The sequence below is a fragment of the Desulfobacter curvatus DSM 3379 genome, from assembly GCF_000373985.1.
Classification (GTDB): Bacteria; Desulfobacterota; Desulfobacteria; order Desulfobacterales; family Desulfobacteraceae; genus Desulfobacter; species Desulfobacter curvatus.
In genome coordinates, this window is the sequence record NZ_KB893093.1 from 11435 (window position 1) to 32117 (window position 20683).

The window sequence follows — 20683 nt, forward strand, 5'->3', positions numbered from 1 at the left end:
ATGGATTTTAGGTGCATTGTATTGTTATGGGCCACCGGGTTCATCAAGTTTATCTAAATGTTCTTTTGCAAGATCAAAATCGTAATCCTCCAATGCCCTGGTAACGGCATTCATTATTTTTGCATGCCGTTCTATCCCGGGCATTTCCTGCAAATCAGCAACAATTCGTAATGCCCCGATGTCCGATTCATCAATCATCAAGCGCAGCTCCCTAATGATATTAACAGTCTTTTCCGGGATGGGGGAATCAACGGGTGGCATGGCCTCGGCAGTTAAAGCGGGTAAGGGGGCTACAAAAGCAGCCAATCCATCCATTACCCCGGAAAGCGCTTGTACGATGTCTTGAAGTAATTGGTTGATTTCTTGCTCCGGCTGATGATTTCTGCAGGCCGATTCAAGGATACTTGCCTTTTCCCTAATATCATGAGCGCCGATATTGGCTGCCACACCTTTTAGCGTGTGCGCGCATCTCATGGGCGCTTTTTCATCTTTTTCCTGCCTGGCGGCATTAAATTGTTTTTCAAAGTCATAATAACGATTATAAAATTTGCGTAACAGGTTCAGATAGAGTTCATGATTGCCTTGAACTGTCTCCATGCCTGCCGTGATGTCTATTCCCGGGATATTGCCCAATTTGTTTTCAGTTGCCTGCGAAGATGCCGACTGCATTGAAATCCCCGGTTTGATCCATTTATCCATGGCCTTGAAAAGTTCCTGAACCCGAATTGGCTTGCCGATGTGATCATTCATTCCGGCAGCTATTGTTTTTTCCCTGTCTCCGGCCATGACGTTGGCGGTCATGGCAATGATGGGAATGTCTTTGAAGCGTTTATCCTCCCGGATTTTCCTGGTGGCTGTGTAGCCGTCCATCACCGGCATCTGGCAATCCATGAGTATCCCGTCAAAATGATTTTTTTCAAGCATTTCCAAAGCGATTTGTCCGTTTTCGGCAATTTTGTAATCAATGCCATGATTGGTCAGCAAATCTGCCGCAACATCCTGATTGATATCATTGTCTTCCACAATCAATACCCTTGCGGTTTTCAGTCTGGCTGTAGTCCGGATTATTTTGTCCTGGCGGCGCATTGATCTGCTTTTCCTGCGAATTTTACCCTGTTTTAGCCGTATGATGGTGTCAAACATGGTTGAGGGCATGATGGGTTTGCTTAAAACGTCTTTTATAATCTCAACATCCTTGGCCTCATGCATGATATTCATGTTGCTGTAGGCCGATACAAGAATGACCATGGGGGCATGTATATGGGTTGTCTTGGCCTGCATGGTACGTGCGATTTCAATGCCGGTCGTATTGGTAAATGAGTAGGCCAGAATGGCCAGATCATAGGCCCTGTTGTTATTTTGCTGTTCTAAAAAATGGTGAGCTGCTTCGGGTGAGTCCGCCAGATCTGCCGTGAACCCAAAGCCTGTCAGCATCTCAAAAAAGATAGACCGTGCCGTGGCGTTGTCATCTGCTACCAGGATATGCAGTGGGGCGGCCTTTTCCCTGAAACAGGCCGATTGATTGGTTTGAGGCTGTTTTTCAAAACGGGCTGTAAAGAAAAAAGTGCTGCCCGCATCAGGTGTGCTTTCCACCCATATTCTGCCGCCCATCATTTCCGTCAATCTTTTTGAGATGACCAGGCCTAGCCCGGCACCGCCGTATTTCCGGGTAATGGACGTATCTGCCTGACTGAAATGCCGGAATAGTTTTTCCTGTTGTCTTTCTGTCATGCCGATGCCTGTATCGCGTATGACAAACTGGAATGTTGCTTCTGTTTCGTTTTCTTTTAAGACCCGGACGGAGATTACAACTTCCCCCTTTGGTGTGAATTTTACTGCATTGTTCCCAAGGTTGACCAGAACCTGTCCCAACCGAAGCGGGTCTCCCACAAGCGCCGTGGGCAGGGTGCAGGGCAGATCAAACATCAACTGAAGTCCTGCTTCGTGGGCTTTTAAACCCACCACGTCGGCAATGTGGTCAAAAATATCCTCGAGGAAAAAGTTGGTATGCTCCATATGAAGCTTGCCGGCCTCAATTTTGGAAAAATCCAGAATATCATTGAGAATGCCTAAAAGGTAGTCTGCCGAGTGGTGCACCTTGTCGATGTAGCTGCGTTGTTTCTCATTAAGATCTCCTTGCAGGGCCAGGTATGATAAGCCGATAATCGCATTCATGGGGGTACGGATTTCATGGGACATATTGGCCAGAAAATCTGACTTTGCCCGGGTGGCCTCTTCTGCCGCTTCTTTGGCCTGTGCCAGCACCCTCTCAGTTTCTTTACGGGCGGTGATATCTTCCATGATACCGTCAATGGAGACCAGCTGGCCGTCAGTATCTAAAACGGCATGTTCGGAAATGAGAATAATTCGCTTGCTGCCATCCGCATGTATGAACGAGACCTCGACCTCGTGGGAGGCAAAATCGTTTTGCAGGAAAGTCCTGAAGGTTTCTACCAATTTTTCTCTCTCTCCGGGAAGCCAGTCAATGACATCCTGCCATCGTTTTCCCTGGGCTTGCTCTCTGTCTAAACCAAACACGGAGTTTGCCCCTTCACTGATAAACAATATTTCTCCGTCCGGTTTGTGGCTGAAGATGACAAATCTTCCACCCAGTTCTTCCACCAGTCTCCGGAACCTGGACCGGCCTTCCCGGATCTCGTTTTCCATGGCCTTGCGGTGGGTGATATCAATGACCCAGCCCAGGATTGCCTGATTGCCTTCATAGTCATAGTGGTGTGCAAATATCAGGACATCAATGGGCTGCCTATTCCTATTGCGAATCTGTGTTTCAAAATTTAATGCCGTACCCTCTTTGTCAAGCACCCCAAGCAAGCGTTCTCTGCTTTGGGGGTCAACATAGGCATCTGATGTGTTTTTACCAAATTCGAAACCCATTTGAACCATGCTTGGGTTACTGAATTTAACAACGCCATCAACGGTAATAACCACACCAACAGGGCTTGTGGCCAGTATGTCTTTAAGGCGTTTCTGCTCTTTGGCGACCGCTTCCTCCACTTTGATACGTTCGGTTACATCACTCATTACAGCGACAAATATCGGTTCGCCATTGACAATGTCCGTATTAAGGGCAACTTCCATTGAAAATTGCGATCCATCCTTTCTCAGTGCGGGTACCACGGTCTGCTTGCCGATAATTTTGGCAATACCGGTTTCAAGGTAGTTGCGAAGATACGTGTCATGCTCGCTGTTGTAGGGTTCGGGCATCAGTATGTTAATGCTTTTACCTAAAATTTCTTCTCTGCTGTAGCCGAATATTTTCTGGGCCACCGGGCTGAACTCATTGATGAAGCCCCGGCCATCAATAACGATGATGCCGTTAAACGCCGTGTCAATGATTCCGCGCAGGTAGGCTGTGCGCTCTTCAACTTTACCCTCCAGCTCTTTTTTTGATTTTTCAAGTTCCTGCCGGGCATGCTCAGTCTCGGATATGTCTACAAAGGTCTCCAGCAGAAGCATTCGGGTGCCTTTATTGATAAAAACAGCCGACTTCATGACTGGAATGATTGAACCGTCTTTAAGCAAAATCTTTCGTTTCGACATGTCTTTGGATTGCTTCAAATCCAGGAGAGGGCAGTTGTTCACCTCGGACGGACATGTCAGTTTGTGGCACATATGGCCCACGACTTCATTTTTTGAATACCCTGTCAGCTTTTGGGCAAAATTATTGATATCAACAATAATTTTGGTCTCCGGGTCAATCAATATAGCTCCCGCCTCTATGGAATTAAACAACTGGTTGAGGAACCTTTCGTTTCTGCTTACTTCTTCGGATTTGTCCAAAATAGCTTGTTTGGATAGGTTAATCCGCTCAACCATGCCGTTGATGCAAACACTTAAGTCATGAATTTCATCGTTTCCTTTGATAAAGATGGGGGGGGCTTCTTTGGGGTAATCTTCCTGCTGGGAAATTTGCTGCATGAGCGATTCCAGTCGTTTCAGAACTTTTTTGTGGAGGACAAAGTAGCCGAAAAGACTTAACAGTAAAATTGCAGCGGTAAAAATTGAAAAAAAGAGATTTGTTGTATTCTGAACGTGTTGAGAAAAAGTCGGGTTTGTGACGACCTTCATCAGAATTGAAGGGGTGCCCTTGATATCCAAGATGGCCCCAAATCCCTCTATACGCGTTTCGTCTTTATGCGAAATAAACACCCGATCTTCGGATTGCATGGCCTTGACGAATATCTCTTTTTTTTCATTCAAAGAGGCCAGGGTAATGTCTGAACTCAGCAATGAAGATATCTCATTCAGTATTGCCTGCGATACAATCCGGACGAACATTATGGTTCCCATGGGAGGTCCGGATGCATTGCTGGTTAATACCGGCCTTTTTGCGATCATTACCACTTCACCGGTTTCAAAGGTGAGCATGCCATGCTGTTTGTCCAGGCTTTTGGCCAGAGACGGGCACTTCATTGAGATTTGCCGGAACATTTTATCGGCAAGCGCTTTGTCAAACTGTCCGTCGTGATTAACGGCTTGCAGGTAAATGACATCCCTTTTTTCGTTTTGAAACACCACGCACACCAGGGATTGGTCAAGGAATGTATCAATGGGAAGGTTGGATTGGACATATTCCGGGGTTGGGGTCTGCACAAAATCATACGAATCATCCCAGTTGGCCCAGTCTATCAACAGTTTGTCCAGATTAACGAGCTTAAGGTCCAGTAAGCGTCTTGCAGTATTCACCAGCAATATTGCATGTTCATCCTCATGCTTTTGAAATCCTTTTTTAACGATGAATTCCGAGGCAATCAAGTAAAACAGAATGAAAAAGACTATAACACCAAGAATAGACAATATGGAAAAATTACGTAGCTTCACGGTCCTCCCCGTTTTTAATCCGGATCTGCATTTAACTTAGCAAGCTCAATGATTTCTTCCAGATTCGCCACAAACACGTCAACCAGCTCGGGGTCAAAATGTTTTCCTGACTCTTCTTTGATCACTGCCACAGCCTTTTCAAAGGGCCACGCTTTTTTATAGGGACGCTTGCTGACAAGGGCGTCAAAGACGTCCGCAACAGCAACGATACGACCCACAAGGGGAATATTATCCCCCTTAATGCCCCGGGGATAGCCCGTGCCGTCCCATTTTTCGTGGTGGGTCAACGCCACTGTCCGTGCCATATCCAAAAGTGGCGTATTATGTTCTCCTATAATCCTGGCTCCGATTTCCGTGTGCTGCTCCATGATGGCTCTTTCTTGGGCATCCAGTTTTCCCGGCTTGCCAAGGATATTGTCCGGAATACCGATTTTGCCGATATCGTGCATGGGGGATGCATTTAATATCAGCTCAACTTCTTCGTTGCTCATACCGATCGCCGCAGCCATGATCTTGCAGTAATAACTCATACGAATAACATGCATGCCCGTTTCATTGTCTTTGTATTCTGCCGCAAGGCCTAATCGGCGAATAATTTCAAGCCTGCTTTGGTTCAGGGCCTTTGTCCGTTCGTGAACCAGATATTCCAACGCTTTGTTTTGGTCGTACAGGTTCAGATGCGTTTTCACCCTTGCCCGGACAACCGGAGGACTGACGGGTTTTGTTATATAATCAACAGCACCCAGTTCAAACCCCCGTGCCTCATCGGTCACCTCATCCATTGCAGTGACAAATATAACAGGTATACTTTTGGTATGAAGATCACGCTTGAGCCGCGTGCAGACCGCATATCCGTCCATTTCCGGCATCATGATGTCCAGCAGAATAATGTCCGGTCTGAAACGCGATGCGATTTGCAGGGCTTTGGCCCCGTTGTTTGCGGCTTTTAGGTTGTAGTCAGCCAGGATGTTGGTCAGAACGGTAATGTTGTCCGGGACATCATCCACAATGAGAATCGTAGGTTTATCAGCGCCTTTTTCCATGGTCTGTTCCCCAATGAAGCTGTGAAAAAATATTATTTAGTTTATTTTAACTAGGCCGATTGCACAATTAAAAATTGATGATAGATTAATTTCGTTAACCGGATAGGCCCTTATTAAACTATCACATTAGCCAGTTTTTTCATCAGGGCATTGCCCGGCATCATGATGTCTAAAAGGATCAGATCCGGTGGATCTTCAGCCGTCATTTCCAAAGCAGACTCTCCGTCTGTTGCGACCCTGACATCGTATGATTCTCCCAGAATGTCCATAAGGAGGTCGATGTTTAATTGGGTATCATCCACCACCAGAATGACATCCTTTTCTTGTTTGTTTAAAAATTCAGTCATTGAATTACTCCAGTTCGGATATTAGGGCGGTTAAAATCGCTCCTGCGTCTTTGAACTTGTATTTACCGACCATGGTGTTTAATTCTTCAAGTCCGGCCCTGTATTGATTCGGCCAGGTATAGCCCTTTATTTTTTCAAGTACCTCTTTTGCCGGTTTAGGTTTGTGCTTTGTAATGTGAGGGACAAGGGTTTGAAGAAGTTCCAATAATTGTCGGGATTCGCCTTTTTCTGTGGTTACGGATGGACTTTTTTGTTCCTCTGACCGGGTCAAGGGGGGAAGGGTGTTTAACATCGCCTCGGGATTTAATTGAACTGTCTTTTTTTCTTGATCGGCTTTGCCAAACCTGGCTGTGAACCAGAATGTGGAGCCCTTGCCCGGTTGACTGGTCACCCCGATGGTGCCGCCCATCATTTCACTAAGTTTTTTACAGATCGAAAGGCCCAGGCCCGAACCGCCGTAACGCCTTGTAGTGGTGGTGTCTGCCTGGTGAAAGGCTTGAAACAATTTGGTCTGCTGGTCCTGACTCAGGCCAATGCCTGTATCCCGTACCTCAAATTTAAGCATTGCTTCATGGGGCAGGATTTCACCCCCAAAGATGGAGATCTCAATCTCTCCTTTTTCGGTGAATTTAATTGCATTGTTGGCCAGATTCAGCAGGATCTGGCCCAGTCGCAGGGGATCACCCTTAAGAAAAATTGGCAGATCGGTTTCCATGTTGAATATCAGTTCCAGTCCCTTTTCCCGGGCTTTGGCTGATACCAGGTTGTCCAGGTTGTCCAGAACCCCGTTGAGGTTAAAATCGATCTTTTCAATCGTCAGTTTGCCGGCCTCAATTTTGGAAAAGTCAAGAATATCATTGATGATTCCCAGAAGATTTTGGGCCGAAAGATGCACTTTTTCAATATAGTTGCGCTGTTTTGGATTTAACTGTGTTTGCAGTGTCAGGTGACTCATGCCGAGGATCGCATTCATGGGGGTGCGGATTTCATGGCTCATGTTGGCAAGAAAATCAGATTTGGCCCGGGTGGCTTCTTCGGCCTTTTCTTTGGCTTTTATGATCTCCTGCTCAACTTTTTTTCGTTCTGTGATATCCATTATCCACGCCAGAAGTCCTTGCCCTCCATTGTAGTTGAGCCGCACAAAGCTGATCATGATATCCATGATTGCCCCTGTTGCGCTGTACATCTGAAGCTCTTCATTGACTACAGGTTCACTTCTATTCAACCTGTTGACGAATTCGTCCCGTTTGTGGGGGGGCACATAAAGATGTGAAACGCGTTCGCCTTCTCCTACACCAAACATTTCCACAAATTTGGGGTTGCAGAAACGAATCACCCCCTGGGTTGAAGAGACAACACCCACCGGACTGTTATCCAGAATTCGCCGCAGGTTCTTTTCAGATGCTTTCAGGGTTTCCTCTGCTGCCTTCCGTTCGGAGATGTCCCTTAGGGACGCCACCACCAAAATACCGGAACTGCTTTGTATGGGGCTTACGCTGATCTCTACGGGAATCAGATCTCCGGTTTTAGCGCGAATTGTCTGCTCCATACTGAATCTGATTGTTTTCCGGTGATTTGTCTGATTGAAAAGTTTGGTCTTGACCTCCTGCATACAGCGGCGTGCTTGTTCCGGAAGCAGTATATCCACCGTTGCACCTAAAAGTTCAGTTCTTTCATATCCAAGCAACAGTTCGGTTTGGGAGTTGACCAGTACGATCTTTTCTTTTTCATCACAGACCATCATGGCGTCAGGTGCCGATTCCAGCAGCGCTGAAAACAGTTCCTGGTTTTCTTTAAGTTCCAGGGTGCGTTCCGCCACCTTTTCTTCAAGCTCTGCTTTGGCCGCTTCAAGGGTCTTCCGGGTGCGGTCGCCCAAGCTTAAAACCAATAGAACAGAAAATACAGAGAGCACAAGGGTAACGCCGAGGATGACAAAAACGGCTATTCGGATTTTATGGAATCCGGCCATTGCCTCTTCTATATCTATCTCTACTGCCAGGCCCAGGTCAAGATCCGGGTTCCAGAGCCAGGCCCCGAACACTGGAACGCCCCTGTAATCCCTGTATCCCTGCATATTTTCTTTCATTGAAGAGGCGCCGTGCATAATCTGTTTATCCGCCAGCCGGTGCCGGAGCTCAATGGCCTGTGTTGCCAAATGGGTTAGGTGCTGTTCCGACCGGAGTGTCTCCGGTTGAAACCCTTTGGTCAGATCCCCGCCTGGGTTTCTAAGGTCAAGGGTAAAGGCACTTGACTCGTCTGGTTTTAAAAGTCCGATTTCTTTGAGTTGGGCGTCGAATCGGCTGGGAGAGACCATTCTGCCGGTCCGGTCAAAGGCATAAATGTCATCTGTTGCCCATCGGCCAGGAGACCGTGTCAATTGAGCCAAATTTTTCAGAGGGTCAATCATGAGCGAGATAACTGCAATAATTTTGTTATCAGATGTGACTATCGGACTGATTAACAGCATTTCGATTTTTTTAGGGGCACCACTGCCGTTAATGAACGTTATGGTTGGTGGTATGAAAAGGGTTTCTCCCATAAAGGCTCTTTTCATGCGACCTGGATACCGCAGGAACGCTGAATGCTGTTTTCCGATATTCGCAGTGTCTGCGGCACTGATAATAAAATGGTCCGGACTGATGATGCAAAAATCGGCGTAAAGAAAATCTTTTTTGTTGTTGGCAAAAAAGGCCCTGGCCTCTGCCTGGGCTGTAGATGCGGCCATTTGTTTTTTTGCATGGTAGTCTGTAAGTAACTGGCGGGTAATGTCGGTAAGGGGGGGATGGGTGCACAAGTGGCTTATGGCCGCCCGTTGATCCGAGGCCCACATGTCCATCCTGTCCTGGGTTAAAGCCAGCATCAGGCGCAGGTGGGCGGCCATGTCCCTGATTATGGAATTACGGGTTTTTTCCATCATCAGCCATCCTGATCCCGATATTGTCAGTACAAAAAGGCATAAGCCTGAAACAATCAGCATTCGAAACCAGGGAGAGCCGAACAGGGCCGCCACGCGTTCCTGTCTCATCCCTCTGGAAATGATCAAAAGGATAAGAAGGATGACGCCTAAAAAAATGGTGCTTAGCATGCCTAAAGTTTTAGAGGTGATCGTCTTGGGCTGTGCCTTGGGAAACTCTGGTGTTCCGGATAAGTTGACATAGTGATTAATGATCGATTGTTTTTGGGAATCCGGTATGGCGTTTAATGCCTTATCAAGAATGGTCGCAAGCTCAGGCTGTTCTTTAGGTGTGCCAATGGCAAGTATGGAGCCGGGTTTATTCAGTCTGCCATGGAATTTGAGCGTGCCCATCACCTCTTTTTCCATAATATAGGCAGCAACCGCCCGGTTTCCGGCGTAGGCATCCACTTCCCCCCTGACCACCGCATCCAGGGCCTGGGCTGTATCCGGGTAAGTCTTTATTTTGACATCAGGATATTTTTTCCTGAAATAAGTGATATTATAAAACCCCTTTTCAAGGGCCAGGGTTTTCGTGGCCAAGTCCTTTTCCGACTTATAATACGCCCCTTTTCCGGGGCCCACGATGACATGGGGAATGTTGAGATAAGCGCTTGTGAAATTTAAAAATTTTTTCCTGTCCGGCCGGGGGGTGATATCCATGATGGCATCTAATTCCCCGTGGGTGACTTTATGTAGGTTTTCTGCAAAGGGGCCCGGTACCACCATCAGCCGGCCCCCCAAAGACCGGTTCATTGCTTTGATATAGTCGACACCAATACCGGCCGGAGTGCCGGTGCTGTCAATAAAATCCATGGGCGGCCAGGCGTCCATGACGCCGATTTTGATTCGGGGATGGGCTGTAAGCCACTTGATTTCTTTGTCCGTAAGGCTTTGCAACGGTTTTGCCATGGTCTGCAAAGGGAATGTAAAATGTATGAGTATGACTAAAAAGGCAATAAGTACTTTTTTCTTTCTCATTACTGCTCCCCTAACGGCATCGGCGTGTAATTTTTCTTTTTGGGTTAGACATCAGGTCTTGATTTCGGTCATTTATCCGTTGTCATATCTTTTTCCCCGGTAAGGGCCTGTTTTTCCTCCTGGGAGTCTGCCAGAAAAGAGGCGATTCGTAAGAATTCGTCTTCAATCATCAAAAGATTTTCAACCATCACCGGATCAAAATGGGTACCACTGTCTTTTTTTATAATATCTATGGCTTTGACATGGCTGAAGGGCGGTTTATAGATCCGTTTGGAAATCAGGGCGTCGTAAACGTCTGCAATGGCCATCAGTCGGCCGGAAACAGGGATTTCCTCTCCTTTAAGACTGTTGGGATAACCGGAGCCGTCCCATTTCTCATGATGGGTGTAGGCGATTCTCCGGGCATATTCCATGAATGAGTTCTTTCCCAATTTTTCTTCTGCAATTTTAAGGGCATTTCTGCCGTATACCGTATGATTTTTCATCTCTGCAAATTCTTCATCGGTGAGTTTGCCGGGCTTGAGCAGGATGCTGTCGGCTACCCCGACTTTGCCGATATCATGGAGCGGGGCTGATTTGTAGAGCAGGTCAATCACTTCGTCGGTCAACCGTTTTTCAAACGATGGCACTTTTTGAAGCCGGCGTGCAAGGGCGCGAACATACCGCTGGGTTCTCAGGATATGTCCACCGGTCTCAGGATCCCGGGTTTCGGCCAGATTGGCGAGACTGTATATGGTAACTTCCTGGGTTAAGGCCAACTCCTTTGTTCTCAACGCCACCAGCTCCTGGAGATGGTCCTGGTGTTTTTTCAGTTCCAACTGGTTTGAGACCCGGGCCTTGACAAGCTCGGGCGAAAAGGGTTTGGTCACGTAATCCACCGCCCCTAATGCCAGCCCTTTGGCTTCGTTTTGCTCTTCGGCCATGGCCGTTAAAAAGATAACAGGGATATCATGGGTCAAAGGATCGTCTTTCAGGCGTTTGCACACCTCATAGCCGTCCATGCCGGGCATCATGATGTCAAGCAGGATAAGATCTGGCTTGTCTTCCGCCACGTTTTCCAGAGCGGATTCCCCGTCCAGTGCCACCTGGATGTCGTAATCGTCCCCCAGTGTCTCTATCAATATATCAATATTGGTCTCGGTATCATCCACCACCAGGATGGTAGATGGTCTGATTTCTTCCATTATCTTTCTCCTATTTTTTTTGTGTGCCTTTAGGCGTTTTTTCGGCCGGGAGGTGAAGTTTTTCGCGAACAGTTTCGGCAATAGGCAACATTTCTTTGTATTTATAGCGGCCGGCAAGTTTGTTGATATCCTGGATGTCGTTTAAAAAATCCCCGGGCCATCCAAGTGCATTAATTTTCGTTACACTGAGTTTCACCTGTTTGGCCTGACGTTTTTTTAAAAATGGAATTAGTTCTTCAATACATTGAATCAATTCAGTGGTGTCCGCAATTTGGGATGGGGCATCCAATGGCGTTTCCTCTTCTGTAAGCACGGCAAGTCCCCCCTGAATCACGGCCATTTCCCAGGCAAATTGTTCCAGCTCTTCTTTGCCCGGCAGTACCTGGTTTGGCGCATGTTTCAGTTTGGCTTCAACAACCTGTGCAGCGGCCTGAAGTTTTTTAGCCCCCAGATTCCCGGCAACACCTTTGATGGAGTGCGCCAGACGCATGGCTTCTTCAAAGGCGCTGCTTTCTATCAGAAATAAGAGTTGTTCGGCAGCATCTGCATAGTCCCTTTTGACCTTCAACAGCAGGTTTTTATATAGTTTTTTGTTATTATTGATCCTGCCTAATCCCTGGGCCATGTCAATGCCGGGCAGCGAGTGCGGTAATTCAACAGACGCGTTTGTTCCGGCTTGGGCGCCGGGTTGATCCAAAGCCGGAACATTGGAGGCGCCTTCTCTTTTTCCGGGTTTTATCCACTGGACCAAGGCCTTGAACAACTCCGGCGGATTGATGGGTTTGGTCACATGCTCCTGCATGCCAACTTTAAGGCTTTTTTCCCGGTCTCCGGACATGGCGTGTGCGGTCATGGCAATAATGGGAAGTGTTTCGGCAGCTTTTACTTCCCGGATTTTTTTTGTTGCCTCCATGCCGCCCATCACCGGCATTTGGATATCCATTAAAACCAGATCATACTTTTTTTCAAGGGCAGCCTGAGCACCTTCTTTTCCATTATCGGCAACGTCCACAATCAAACCGGCGCCCTGCAAAATTTCCACAGCAATTTCCTGGTTGATCTCATTATCTTCCACCAGAAGAATCCGGGCACCGCGGATATGTTCAATGTCTTCGTGATAGGGCTGGTTTTGTCGTGATTTGGCATGAACCCGGCGGCCAAAGGCAACCATGATGGCATCAAACAGCACGGACGGGGTCACAGGTTTTACAATAATGCCGTTTAAATTCACCCCCTTTGATTGCTCAGTTGCTTCATTACGATCATAGGCGGTTGCCATAATAATCTTGGGTTTGGGCTCAAGACCGGGTAGTGTAATGATTCCTCGGGCGGTCTCCACGCCGTCCATGCCCGGCATCTGCCAATCAATGAGGATCACTTGAAACGGATCCGTACCCGAAGCACGTTTAATCAGGTCGATGGCGGTGGGGCCATTGGATGCACTGACCGTCCTGAATCCCATGGCGCCTAAATAGGATTCAAAGATCTCCCGGGCAGTGGCACTATCGTCAACCACCAGGATCCTCATTTGGTGGAGCAGATCACCGGTTTCAACCTGTTGGCACATCACATTGCTGTCGGCAATCCCAAATCGTGCCGTAAAAAAGAAGGTTGAGCCTTTCCCGTATTCGGACGAGGCGCCAATGGTGCCGCCCATCATTTCAGCCAGCCGTTTTGAAATGGTCAGTCCAAGGCCTGTTCCTCCGTACTTGCGGGTCATGGATGTATCTGCCTGGGAAAACGCCCGGAACAAATTGCGTTGCTGCTCTTCTGTCATGCCGATGCCGGTGTCTTTAACGGAAAATTTAAGCAGAACGCTTTTTTCATCCTGTTCGGCTATACGGCATGTCATAACCACTTCTCCTTTTTCCGTGAATTTAACGGCATTACCGGCCAGGTTCACCAGAATCTGTTTCAGGCGAAATGGGTCGCCCGTCAGCATCTTCGGCAAATCCGGGGCAATTCTGACAAGCAGCTCCAACCCCTTTTCCGATGTCTTGACAGCCGCCAGATCCGAAGCTTGTGACATGATGGAATCAATTGAAAAATCCACCGATTCCATATCCAGTTTGCCTGCCTCTATTTTGGAGAAATCCAGGATATCATTGATAAGTCCTAGAAGGGCATTGGCGGCCCCGTCAATTTTGTTTAAATAATCTGTCTGTTTGGGGGTCAGTTCGGTTTTAAGCGCCAGGTGCGTCATGCCGATGATAGCGTTCATCGGTGTTCTGATCTCGTGGCTCATATTGGCCAGAAAATCACTTTTGGCCCGGGTCGCCGATTCAGCCTGCTTTTTTGCTTCATCAAGATCGTCCATGATGTTGAGCATGGCGCGTTTTGCTTTGGCAAGCTCTTCCACCTGCGCCTTAAGTTCCTGGGTGGCCATTTGAGTTTTTTGATGGGCTGTTTTCAGTTCCTGATTCTTTTTTAACAAATCATTGAGCAGCTCTTCCTTAAGCGGTTGGCCCAGCATCTCCCGGGTCTTTTCAATCAGGGATTCAGACAGAGAAAAGTCCGGATCCGGCAGTTCTTTTACTCCGGTGAAGCAGAACTCTTTTGGGTTTGTTTCGGATACGTCACTATGGTTGAAATAGTTTGTTGCTAAAGGTTTTTTCAGATAATCAAACGGTTCTATCCTGACGTGTATGGCATGCCCGTATTCCTGACGTTCCAGTATTATTGCGGCATTTGCCTTTTTATTTTTCTGCGCATTTTCCAAAGAGAGCAACTCTGTAAAAACAGTTGCGAATTTGGCTGCCTGAATATCATCAAACCCCAACCAGGTTGACATTTTGTAAAGTTTCAACCCGGTTTCCTTTAACCCCGATTTCGTATCCAATGAGAATTTTGCAAGTTCAATCATATCCCGAACCTCAGTGCAATGCATGATAGATCATCAGATCCTTTCCCAAGGCAGGTGATGAATTTGTTGCAGATGTCCCTTGCCTGGCCCGTGGTGATGCCCGGATAGGCATTCAAATCAAAATGTTCCTTTATCCCGTCAGAGGTCATGACCAGAATATCTCCGGGCAGCAGGCGGGTCTGGGCCTGGACCGGGGAGGGTATCATGTAGCCGACAATTCCGTCTTTTGTAACAAGGGTTTCCTGTCTTGTGCCGAATAACCGCAGATGAATATTACCCATACCTGAATATTGAAGAATCCCGGTATCTATATCCAGTCTGCAGGCAGCAACCACTGCGCCCCGGGTTCCCCTTAAACACCCATGCAGACCGTTGATAATATCGGTTAACTGCTTTGTATAATTTTGGGCCAGGTAATCTTTTGAAAGCAGCGCCACTTGTGCCGCAGGCTTTCCATGCCCGAGCACATCCACCAGGGCCAGGAAACAAAAATTGTCGTACGTTTTGATAAAGCCTATGTCACCACATTCGTCCGGCTCCCCGGTCAATGCTTTTTTTTCAATATGAAAATCGATGCTCTGCCCGCTTGGTCTCATCAATTAATCCATCCATTTTATTGCTGTTATCCGGGTGCCGACACCGGGGGTCGATTGAATCTGAAATTCATCCATAATCCGTTTAACACTGGGCAGGCCGAGTCCAAGTCCGTTTCCGGAACTGTAGTTTTCTTTCATGGCTATGTCCATATCAGCGATGCCGGGACCCTGATCCTGGGCATTGACTTCAAACCCTGTCTTGTCACCCCTGTGAATTACGCTTAAGGTAATTTTCCCCTTTTGGGCATACCGGATAATATTGGTGGATAATTCTGAAACCGCTGATGCAATCAGATACTGTGCTGTCTCTCCAAAATTCATTCCGGCTAAAATTTTTCTGGCACTGTAAACGACCTGGGCATTGTCCGAGGGCTCATACAAATCAAAGGTCATCTGTTCATCTATAGAATGTATGGCATCTGTCATCTGATTTTGGACCTTTCCGGCACTATTTAATCCAACATAAGTTTGGCTAACAGTTCAACTGCGTCATCTATATTTCGCGCGGTCATGATATCATCAAAACCGGTATCCAGATCCACTAATGAAGCCGCAACCCCTGGTTGAAACCCGGAAAATACCGGGGTCGTACCCATCATGGCAACGGACCTGGCCACATTTTTCAGGATGGCAAATTCGTTTGAACTAAGAATCGTTACGTCAGACAGGTCAATGATCACGCCTTTGGCCCGGTTTTTTGCCAGCTGCTTTAAAAGCACTTTTCCTGTCCTGGAAATGCTGGTTTCATCCGAGTGCCTGTTGAAAGATGCAATCAGGCAGTTGTTCACCTGATGAACAGCTGAACCGGATTCGTTCGATTCTTCATTCATTCATTCGAACCTTTTTGTTTTACCTCTAACCCCATCAGCCTGAAGGCATCTGAAAGTGCATCCTGAAGCGTTGAATTGGTGGCGATATCCCCAAGTTCAATCCCCAGTTGAACAAGTGTTTCGGCAACCGCAGGGGAAATGCCTGAGATGATGCAGCGGCATCCCATCAATTTCGTGGCTTTGGCGATTTTAATCAGATGATTGGCCACAGCCGTATCAACGGCCGCCACCCCCTGGATATCCAGGATGATCACCTTTGCCGCAGTTTCCATGATTTTGGTGAGCATGGTATTCATCATTTGCTGGGCCCGCAGGGAGTCCACCACCCCTACCACCGGAAGAATCACCACCCTGTCCCAAAGTTTGATGGCAGGTGTTGAAATCTCCATGATGGTCCGGCTCTGCTCTTTGAGCTTCTTTTCCTGTCTGACCCGCTCAGTAATATCAAGGATATATTCCAGGCCGCCCACAATATTTCCGTCATCATCCTTCATGGCCGCTGCCGTGTATTCAATGGGAATATATCTGTCGTTGACTTTCATTTCATTGCGGGTGGTAAAGGCCTGTCCCCCTTCCATCACCTGTCTCATACGGCACTCCTCAGTGCCGCAATGGCGGGATTGAAAAACATCACGGCATGGCAACCCCTTCACTTCACTCCAGGATTTGCCGAGCATCTTAAGTCCCGTTTTATTTACAAAAATGACCATCATGTCACGGTTAACGGCCATAATCGGGGTCGGGATCTGTTGAAGGATGTCGACCGCCAAGTCACCATCAATTTGATCAATATCCGGATTATTCATCAGATGTATCTCCTTAGGTTATTGTTTGATGTTCCTGCTGCCCCATGGTATATGGAAAAAGGATTACCGACATCCAAAGCAGAAAAAAGGAAACCCCAAAGAGCCCCCATTGGTACAGTCTAAATGAACAGCTCTTCCTTTTGCGCTCAAACATGAAGTTGACCATAGTTTAATAAAAAGAATAGATTATAAAATCTGACGATTTTCGTAACACCAATATTCTTTTCATAACATTCGGCTCTGAATCTTTCAATATTATAAACACGATTTCACAAGGGATTAGATCCTGAGTAAGGTTTTGCGGTAGTCTATACAGCTGCAATCTTGGATGTTTTGAGGCAAAAATCCCCATTTTTGCAACGTTGGGCTTTAGTCTCTTGAGAAAAAATCTAAAATGGCTTAGACTTATCCGCAGGTAATAAATTTCACGAAAAATTATCCGAATGAATGATTCTAATGCCATTATCCATGGGAGCCAGATGACCAAGGGGTTTAATCATACAATTCTGATCGTTGATGATGAGGAAAAAATCGGGAAAGCACTTGAACGTCTGATTAAAAAGATTGGCGCCCGGTCTTTTTACGCGGCTTCCGGTCCCCAGGCGCTGGATTTCATTCAACAATCAAAGGATCAGCTCTCCATGATACTTTCGGATCAGAGGATGCCGGGAATGGACGGCACTCAGTTTCTGGAGAAGGCCAGGGCCGTCACCCCGGACACTGTCCGATTTCTGATCACCGGCTATGCGGATATCAATGCGATTTCAGATGCGGTGAATCGCGGTGCTGTTCACCGGTTTATTACAAAACCCTGGGACAATGATGATTTATTGGAGATGATCAAGTCAGGATTGCAATATTACGAATTGATCATTGAGAACCGGAACCTGTTTGCGTTGGCTAAACAACAAAATACCCGCCTGTATAATTTAAGCCAGGAACTTAAACAAAAAGCGGCTGCACATAAACGGGTGATTGTTCAAAAAGAAAAACAGATCCTTCAGTTAAAAAAACGATTGGAAAAAAGGAGTGATGAGGCAGATTATTTTGAGCAGATAGAAAAATTGCTTGGGGATCACCAGATGTTTGAAAAAGACAGGATCGTATTATGCTACCGGGCTGTGATGAAAGATGTTTTTCTAAAATTTAAGGATCTTGCCGCGCGTAACGGGTTTTTTATGCCCACAGAGAGCGAACCGAACCACAAAGTATAATTATATTTTACAGTTAAGGGACTCTGAAAAAGGAGGGAACTTTTTTTCGTGTTCCTAAGGCAAAGGGGCGTTTACCATCGAAATCAAACAACAGAAAAATAAAATCCTGATAATTGACCCCCAAGGGATACTTGAAAATAAAACCGGGCTTTTATCGGAAAAAGGATTTCGGGTGGATTGTTTTGCATCTCCCGTTGATGGCCTGCAACACCTGGCCCAGGAGTCCGCCTCTCCATATTTTCTGATTATTGAAGGATATGTTGAAATAGAACAAGGACAAAAGACCATTCTGGCAAAGGCTAAAGAAATTTCTCCGGAAACCCAGCGACTCCTGGTGGCGGAACCCTCCGCGCTGCCCTCTTTTGTTAATGCAATAAATTCTGCGGGGATTAATGCATGTCTGCCCCTGCCGTTTACGGATGAAGACCTATTTGTTCAGGTCAGACTGCGGCATGATGAATACGAGGCCGGCAGAAAAATAAAAAACCTGCAGAAAACCATCAGGCGTCAGAATAAGCAGCTGTTTCAGATCGCCGGTAATTTGAGAAAAAAAGAGACGCAGTATGCGGACCAGATTCAACAAAAGGAAAAGGAAATCAGAGTTCTGGAATCCAGGCTCAAAAGCATTTTCGGGGACGATGAATTAGAACGCGGGCCAGAGCTTAAAACCCTTTTGGAAAAAGAAAATATCAGTTTTAATTCATTGGGCTTCAGACAGGCCTTTGATGATTTAAAAGAACGTGTCAGTGACATTTTTTTAACCATTCTTTCAAAAAGAGATCCGTCCGAGGCATTTACGCTTTCAGAAAAAGATCTCTTCGACGCTTTGACACCCCATACCGGTCAATCGGATGACATCATTGATGTCTCTGAATACGAATCCCTTGCCGGCCTGCTGACCCCGGAGTTTTTGAATGTCTTGGTTTGGCGGGCCAATCTTGAATCAGAGCGTGTTTCGGACGAAAAACAGCAGGATGTCCTAGGATATTTTACAATTGAATTTTCAGATAATAGGATAAGGGCTTATATCCGGCTTGGAAAAGACGCCCCGGAAACGGTGACGGTTTACATGGTAGAGCGGCTTCTCCACAAAAACGGGATTATTTTCGGCATCGTAGAAGACTCGGCCATTGAAGAATGGCTTTACGGAGATGCCAGAAAAGGAGAAAAGCTGCTTATCGCTGAAGGAAAAGAGTCCGTTCCACCAAAACAGGGAGAAATTCATTACTATTTCCCCACTAATTTCAAGCGCGCAGGTAGACTGAATCCGGATGGAAGCATAGATTTCAGGGACAGGGGAGACGTTCCTTATGTGGAAGAGGCGATTCTGTTGGCCTCCAAGATCCTTCCTGAGCCGGGGAAACCCGGCCTGGATGTTAAAGGCATGGAGATACCTGTGACAGAGCCTGTGGATCCGGGTTTTTCCGCAGGCCCGGGCACCCGGTTTAACGAAGAAAAGACTGAAATTTTTTCAACCACCCGGGGTGAACCCCATCTGGATGTTACGGGGGTTGTCTCGGTCAATAAGGAATTCAAGATAGAAGGTGATGTCGGATTTGAAACCGGCAACATTGACTTCAATGGCAATGTTATTGTTCCGGGCACGGTTAAAGAAGGGTTTAAGGTCAAGTGCGTTTCGCTCACAGCCAAGGAAATTTGTGGTGCCCAGGTCGACTTGTCAGGGGATTTGAACGTTTCAATGGGCATTATGGATACAAAGCTGATTAATGTAAAGGGGAACATCCAGGCCAAATACATTCACAACTCAACCATAAATTCGTTTGGAGATTTGACGGTTCAAAAAGAGATTGTTGATTCTACCATTTATCTGAGCGGGGCCTGCAATAATGAAAGGGGAGCCATTCTCAACTCGACCGTGTCAGCAAAGCGTGGGATTAAAGCCGGAATAGTGGGAAATGAATCTGCAGCGCCATCTGTTCTGACTGTTGGGGTGGATGAACATTTAATCCGCTTGGGCGATAAGATAAAATCCAAGCTTTCAATGAACAGGAGCATGATTAAAGAGCTTTCATCGGAAATCAGTCAGATGAAAGAGGTGGACAAGTGGCTTCACGGAACCATAACCGGAAATGCACATATCCAGGATCGTGCCCAGATAGAAATTCGGGAACTTAAGAAAAAAAGGTCTGCTTTAGACGGAACAAAAGATGCCGCTGCAGTAAAAAACATCTCAGATACGATTCGTAAACTTGAAAAAAAAGCGAAAAATGCAGGGGAAAAAATTAACGAATGGTTTGAACGCCAGGACCAGATACATCATGATATTTCAAAAAAAGAGATTGAAATTGAGGCGTTGGAAAACTCAAACAAACAACTTGTCGAAGAACTGGAATATTTGGAACAGATTTCTAACAAATCCGAACCCATACCTACGCTGTCCATATCAATACAGATTCAATCCAAGTCAAAAATTAAAGCGCCCCATTCGTATAAAATCCTGGAGAAGTCCTTTTCGCGATGTCTTATCAGGGAAAAGAGCCGGGATGAAGGCGGTATTCTCTATTATGTATTGGAGATTGATTAAGTCCACCTCCCTTGGACTTCCACTTACAGCCCGGGGAACAATTCACTGGCAGTAGATTTTTTCGTATCTTACCGATAAAAAAAACAGCAGGTGCGATCCGATAGATTGCATCTGCTACTTATCTTTCTAAATTTTTATGCAGCGCCAATGTAGTACGCTTATGGCCTGGTCCCGGGACTCCTGTAAAAGCTCGGTGTATCCCTTAAGCTATCAAATGTCAATTACTTTGTCCGGTTCGCGTCAATTATCTTGTCCGGTTTTTTTATATCAATAAATGCTTTTTGAGTGCATAAATTCTGTTCCGTTTTTGTTACGATCTTTACATTTAGCAGACTGACTCAATCCTTCATTGTAATTGACGCCTGTTAAACCACATTAAATGGATTTTAGGATCGGTAATTGTCGTCTCATACATTGTATTTTTACCCTTACCCCCAAAAATTTGTAACTTCGTTCCAGGATAAGTCAAGGAAAAAACC

The 20683-nt window shown here is 46.4% G+C and carries 12 protein-coding genes; 2 read left to right on the forward strand and 10 right to left on the reverse strand.

Annotation, left to right across the window (positions count from 1 at the left end):
* Positions 1-24 precede the first annotated feature (24 nt).
* The 10 genes from B147_RS30615 to B147_RS0121235 form a co-directional block, all read right to left on the reverse strand.
* Positions 25-4842 carry a PAS domain S-box protein gene (locus tag B147_RS30615; RefSeq protein ID WP_020589211.1) on the reverse strand — a complete coding sequence of 1606 codons (4818 nt, stop codon included), beginning with the start codon at positions 4840-4842 and terminating at the stop codon, positions 25-27.
* 14 nt (positions 4843-4856) lie between these two features.
* Positions 4857-5885, reverse strand: coding sequence for an HD-GYP domain-containing protein (locus B147_RS0121195; RefSeq protein ID WP_020589212.1), 1029 nt, complete (start codon positions 5883-5885; stop codon positions 4857-4859).
* 113 nt (positions 5886-5998) lie between these two features.
* Positions 5999-6232: a response regulator gene (locus tag B147_RS29140; RefSeq protein ID WP_020589213.1), complete on the reverse strand. Its 234-nt coding sequence runs from the start codon at positions 6230-6232 to the stop codon at positions 5999-6001.
* Positions 6233-6236: 4 nt separating this feature from the next.
* Positions 6237-10166 (reverse strand): PAS domain S-box protein, encoded by a 3930-nt coding sequence (locus B147_RS30620; protein WP_020589214.1) that lies wholly within the window; start codon positions 10164-10166, stop codon positions 6237-6239.
* A gap of 68 nt (positions 10167-10234) precedes the next feature.
* Positions 10235-11350, reverse strand: coding sequence for a response regulator (locus B147_RS0121210; protein ID WP_020589215.1), 1116 nt, complete (start codon positions 11348-11350; stop codon positions 10235-10237).
* Between the two features lie 10 nt (positions 11351-11360).
* Positions 11361-14213 carry a response regulator gene (locus B147_RS29150; RefSeq protein ID WP_020589216.1) on the reverse strand — a complete coding sequence of 951 codons (2853 nt, stop codon included), beginning with the start codon at positions 14211-14213 and terminating at the stop codon, positions 11361-11363.
* Complete coding sequence (locus B147_RS0121220) at positions 14210-14809, reverse strand: SpoIIE family protein phosphatase (protein WP_020589217.1); 600 nt, start codon at positions 14807-14809, stop codon at positions 14210-14212. Before B147_RS0121220 ends, B147_RS29150 begins: the two co-directional genes overlap by 4 nt.
* 3 nt (positions 14810-14812) lie before the next feature.
* Positions 14813-15235 (reverse strand): anti-sigma regulatory factor, encoded by a 423-nt coding sequence (locus B147_RS0121225; RefSeq protein WP_020589218.1) that lies wholly within the window; start codon positions 15233-15235, stop codon positions 14813-14815.
* 26 nt (positions 15236-15261) lie between these two features.
* Positions 15262-15639, reverse strand: a complete 378-nt coding sequence (locus B147_RS0121230; protein WP_020589219.1) for an STAS domain-containing protein — start codon at positions 15637-15639, stop codon at positions 15262-15264.
* Complete coding sequence (locus B147_RS0121235; protein WP_020589220.1) at positions 15636-16445, reverse strand: PAS domain-containing protein; 810 nt, start codon at positions 16443-16445, stop codon at positions 15636-15638. Before B147_RS0121235 ends, B147_RS0121230 begins: the two co-directional genes overlap by 4 nt.
* A 443-nt stretch (positions 16446-16888) precedes the next feature.
* Here B147_RS0121235 and B147_RS30625 point away from each other — a divergent pair, with 443 nt between their 5' ends.
* Together B147_RS30625 and B147_RS0121245 are read left to right on the forward strand one after the other, a co-directional pair.
* On the forward strand, positions 16889-17659 hold the full coding sequence (locus B147_RS30625; RefSeq protein WP_020589221.1) for a response regulator: 771 nt from the start codon (positions 16889-16891) through the stop codon (positions 17657-17659).
* 172 nt (positions 17660-17831) lie between these two features.
* Positions 17832-20204, forward strand: a complete 2373-nt coding sequence (locus B147_RS0121245; RefSeq protein WP_020589222.1) for a flagellar assembly protein A — start codon at positions 17832-17834, stop codon at positions 20202-20204.
* The last annotated feature ends 479 nt before the right edge of the window (positions 20205-20683 follow it).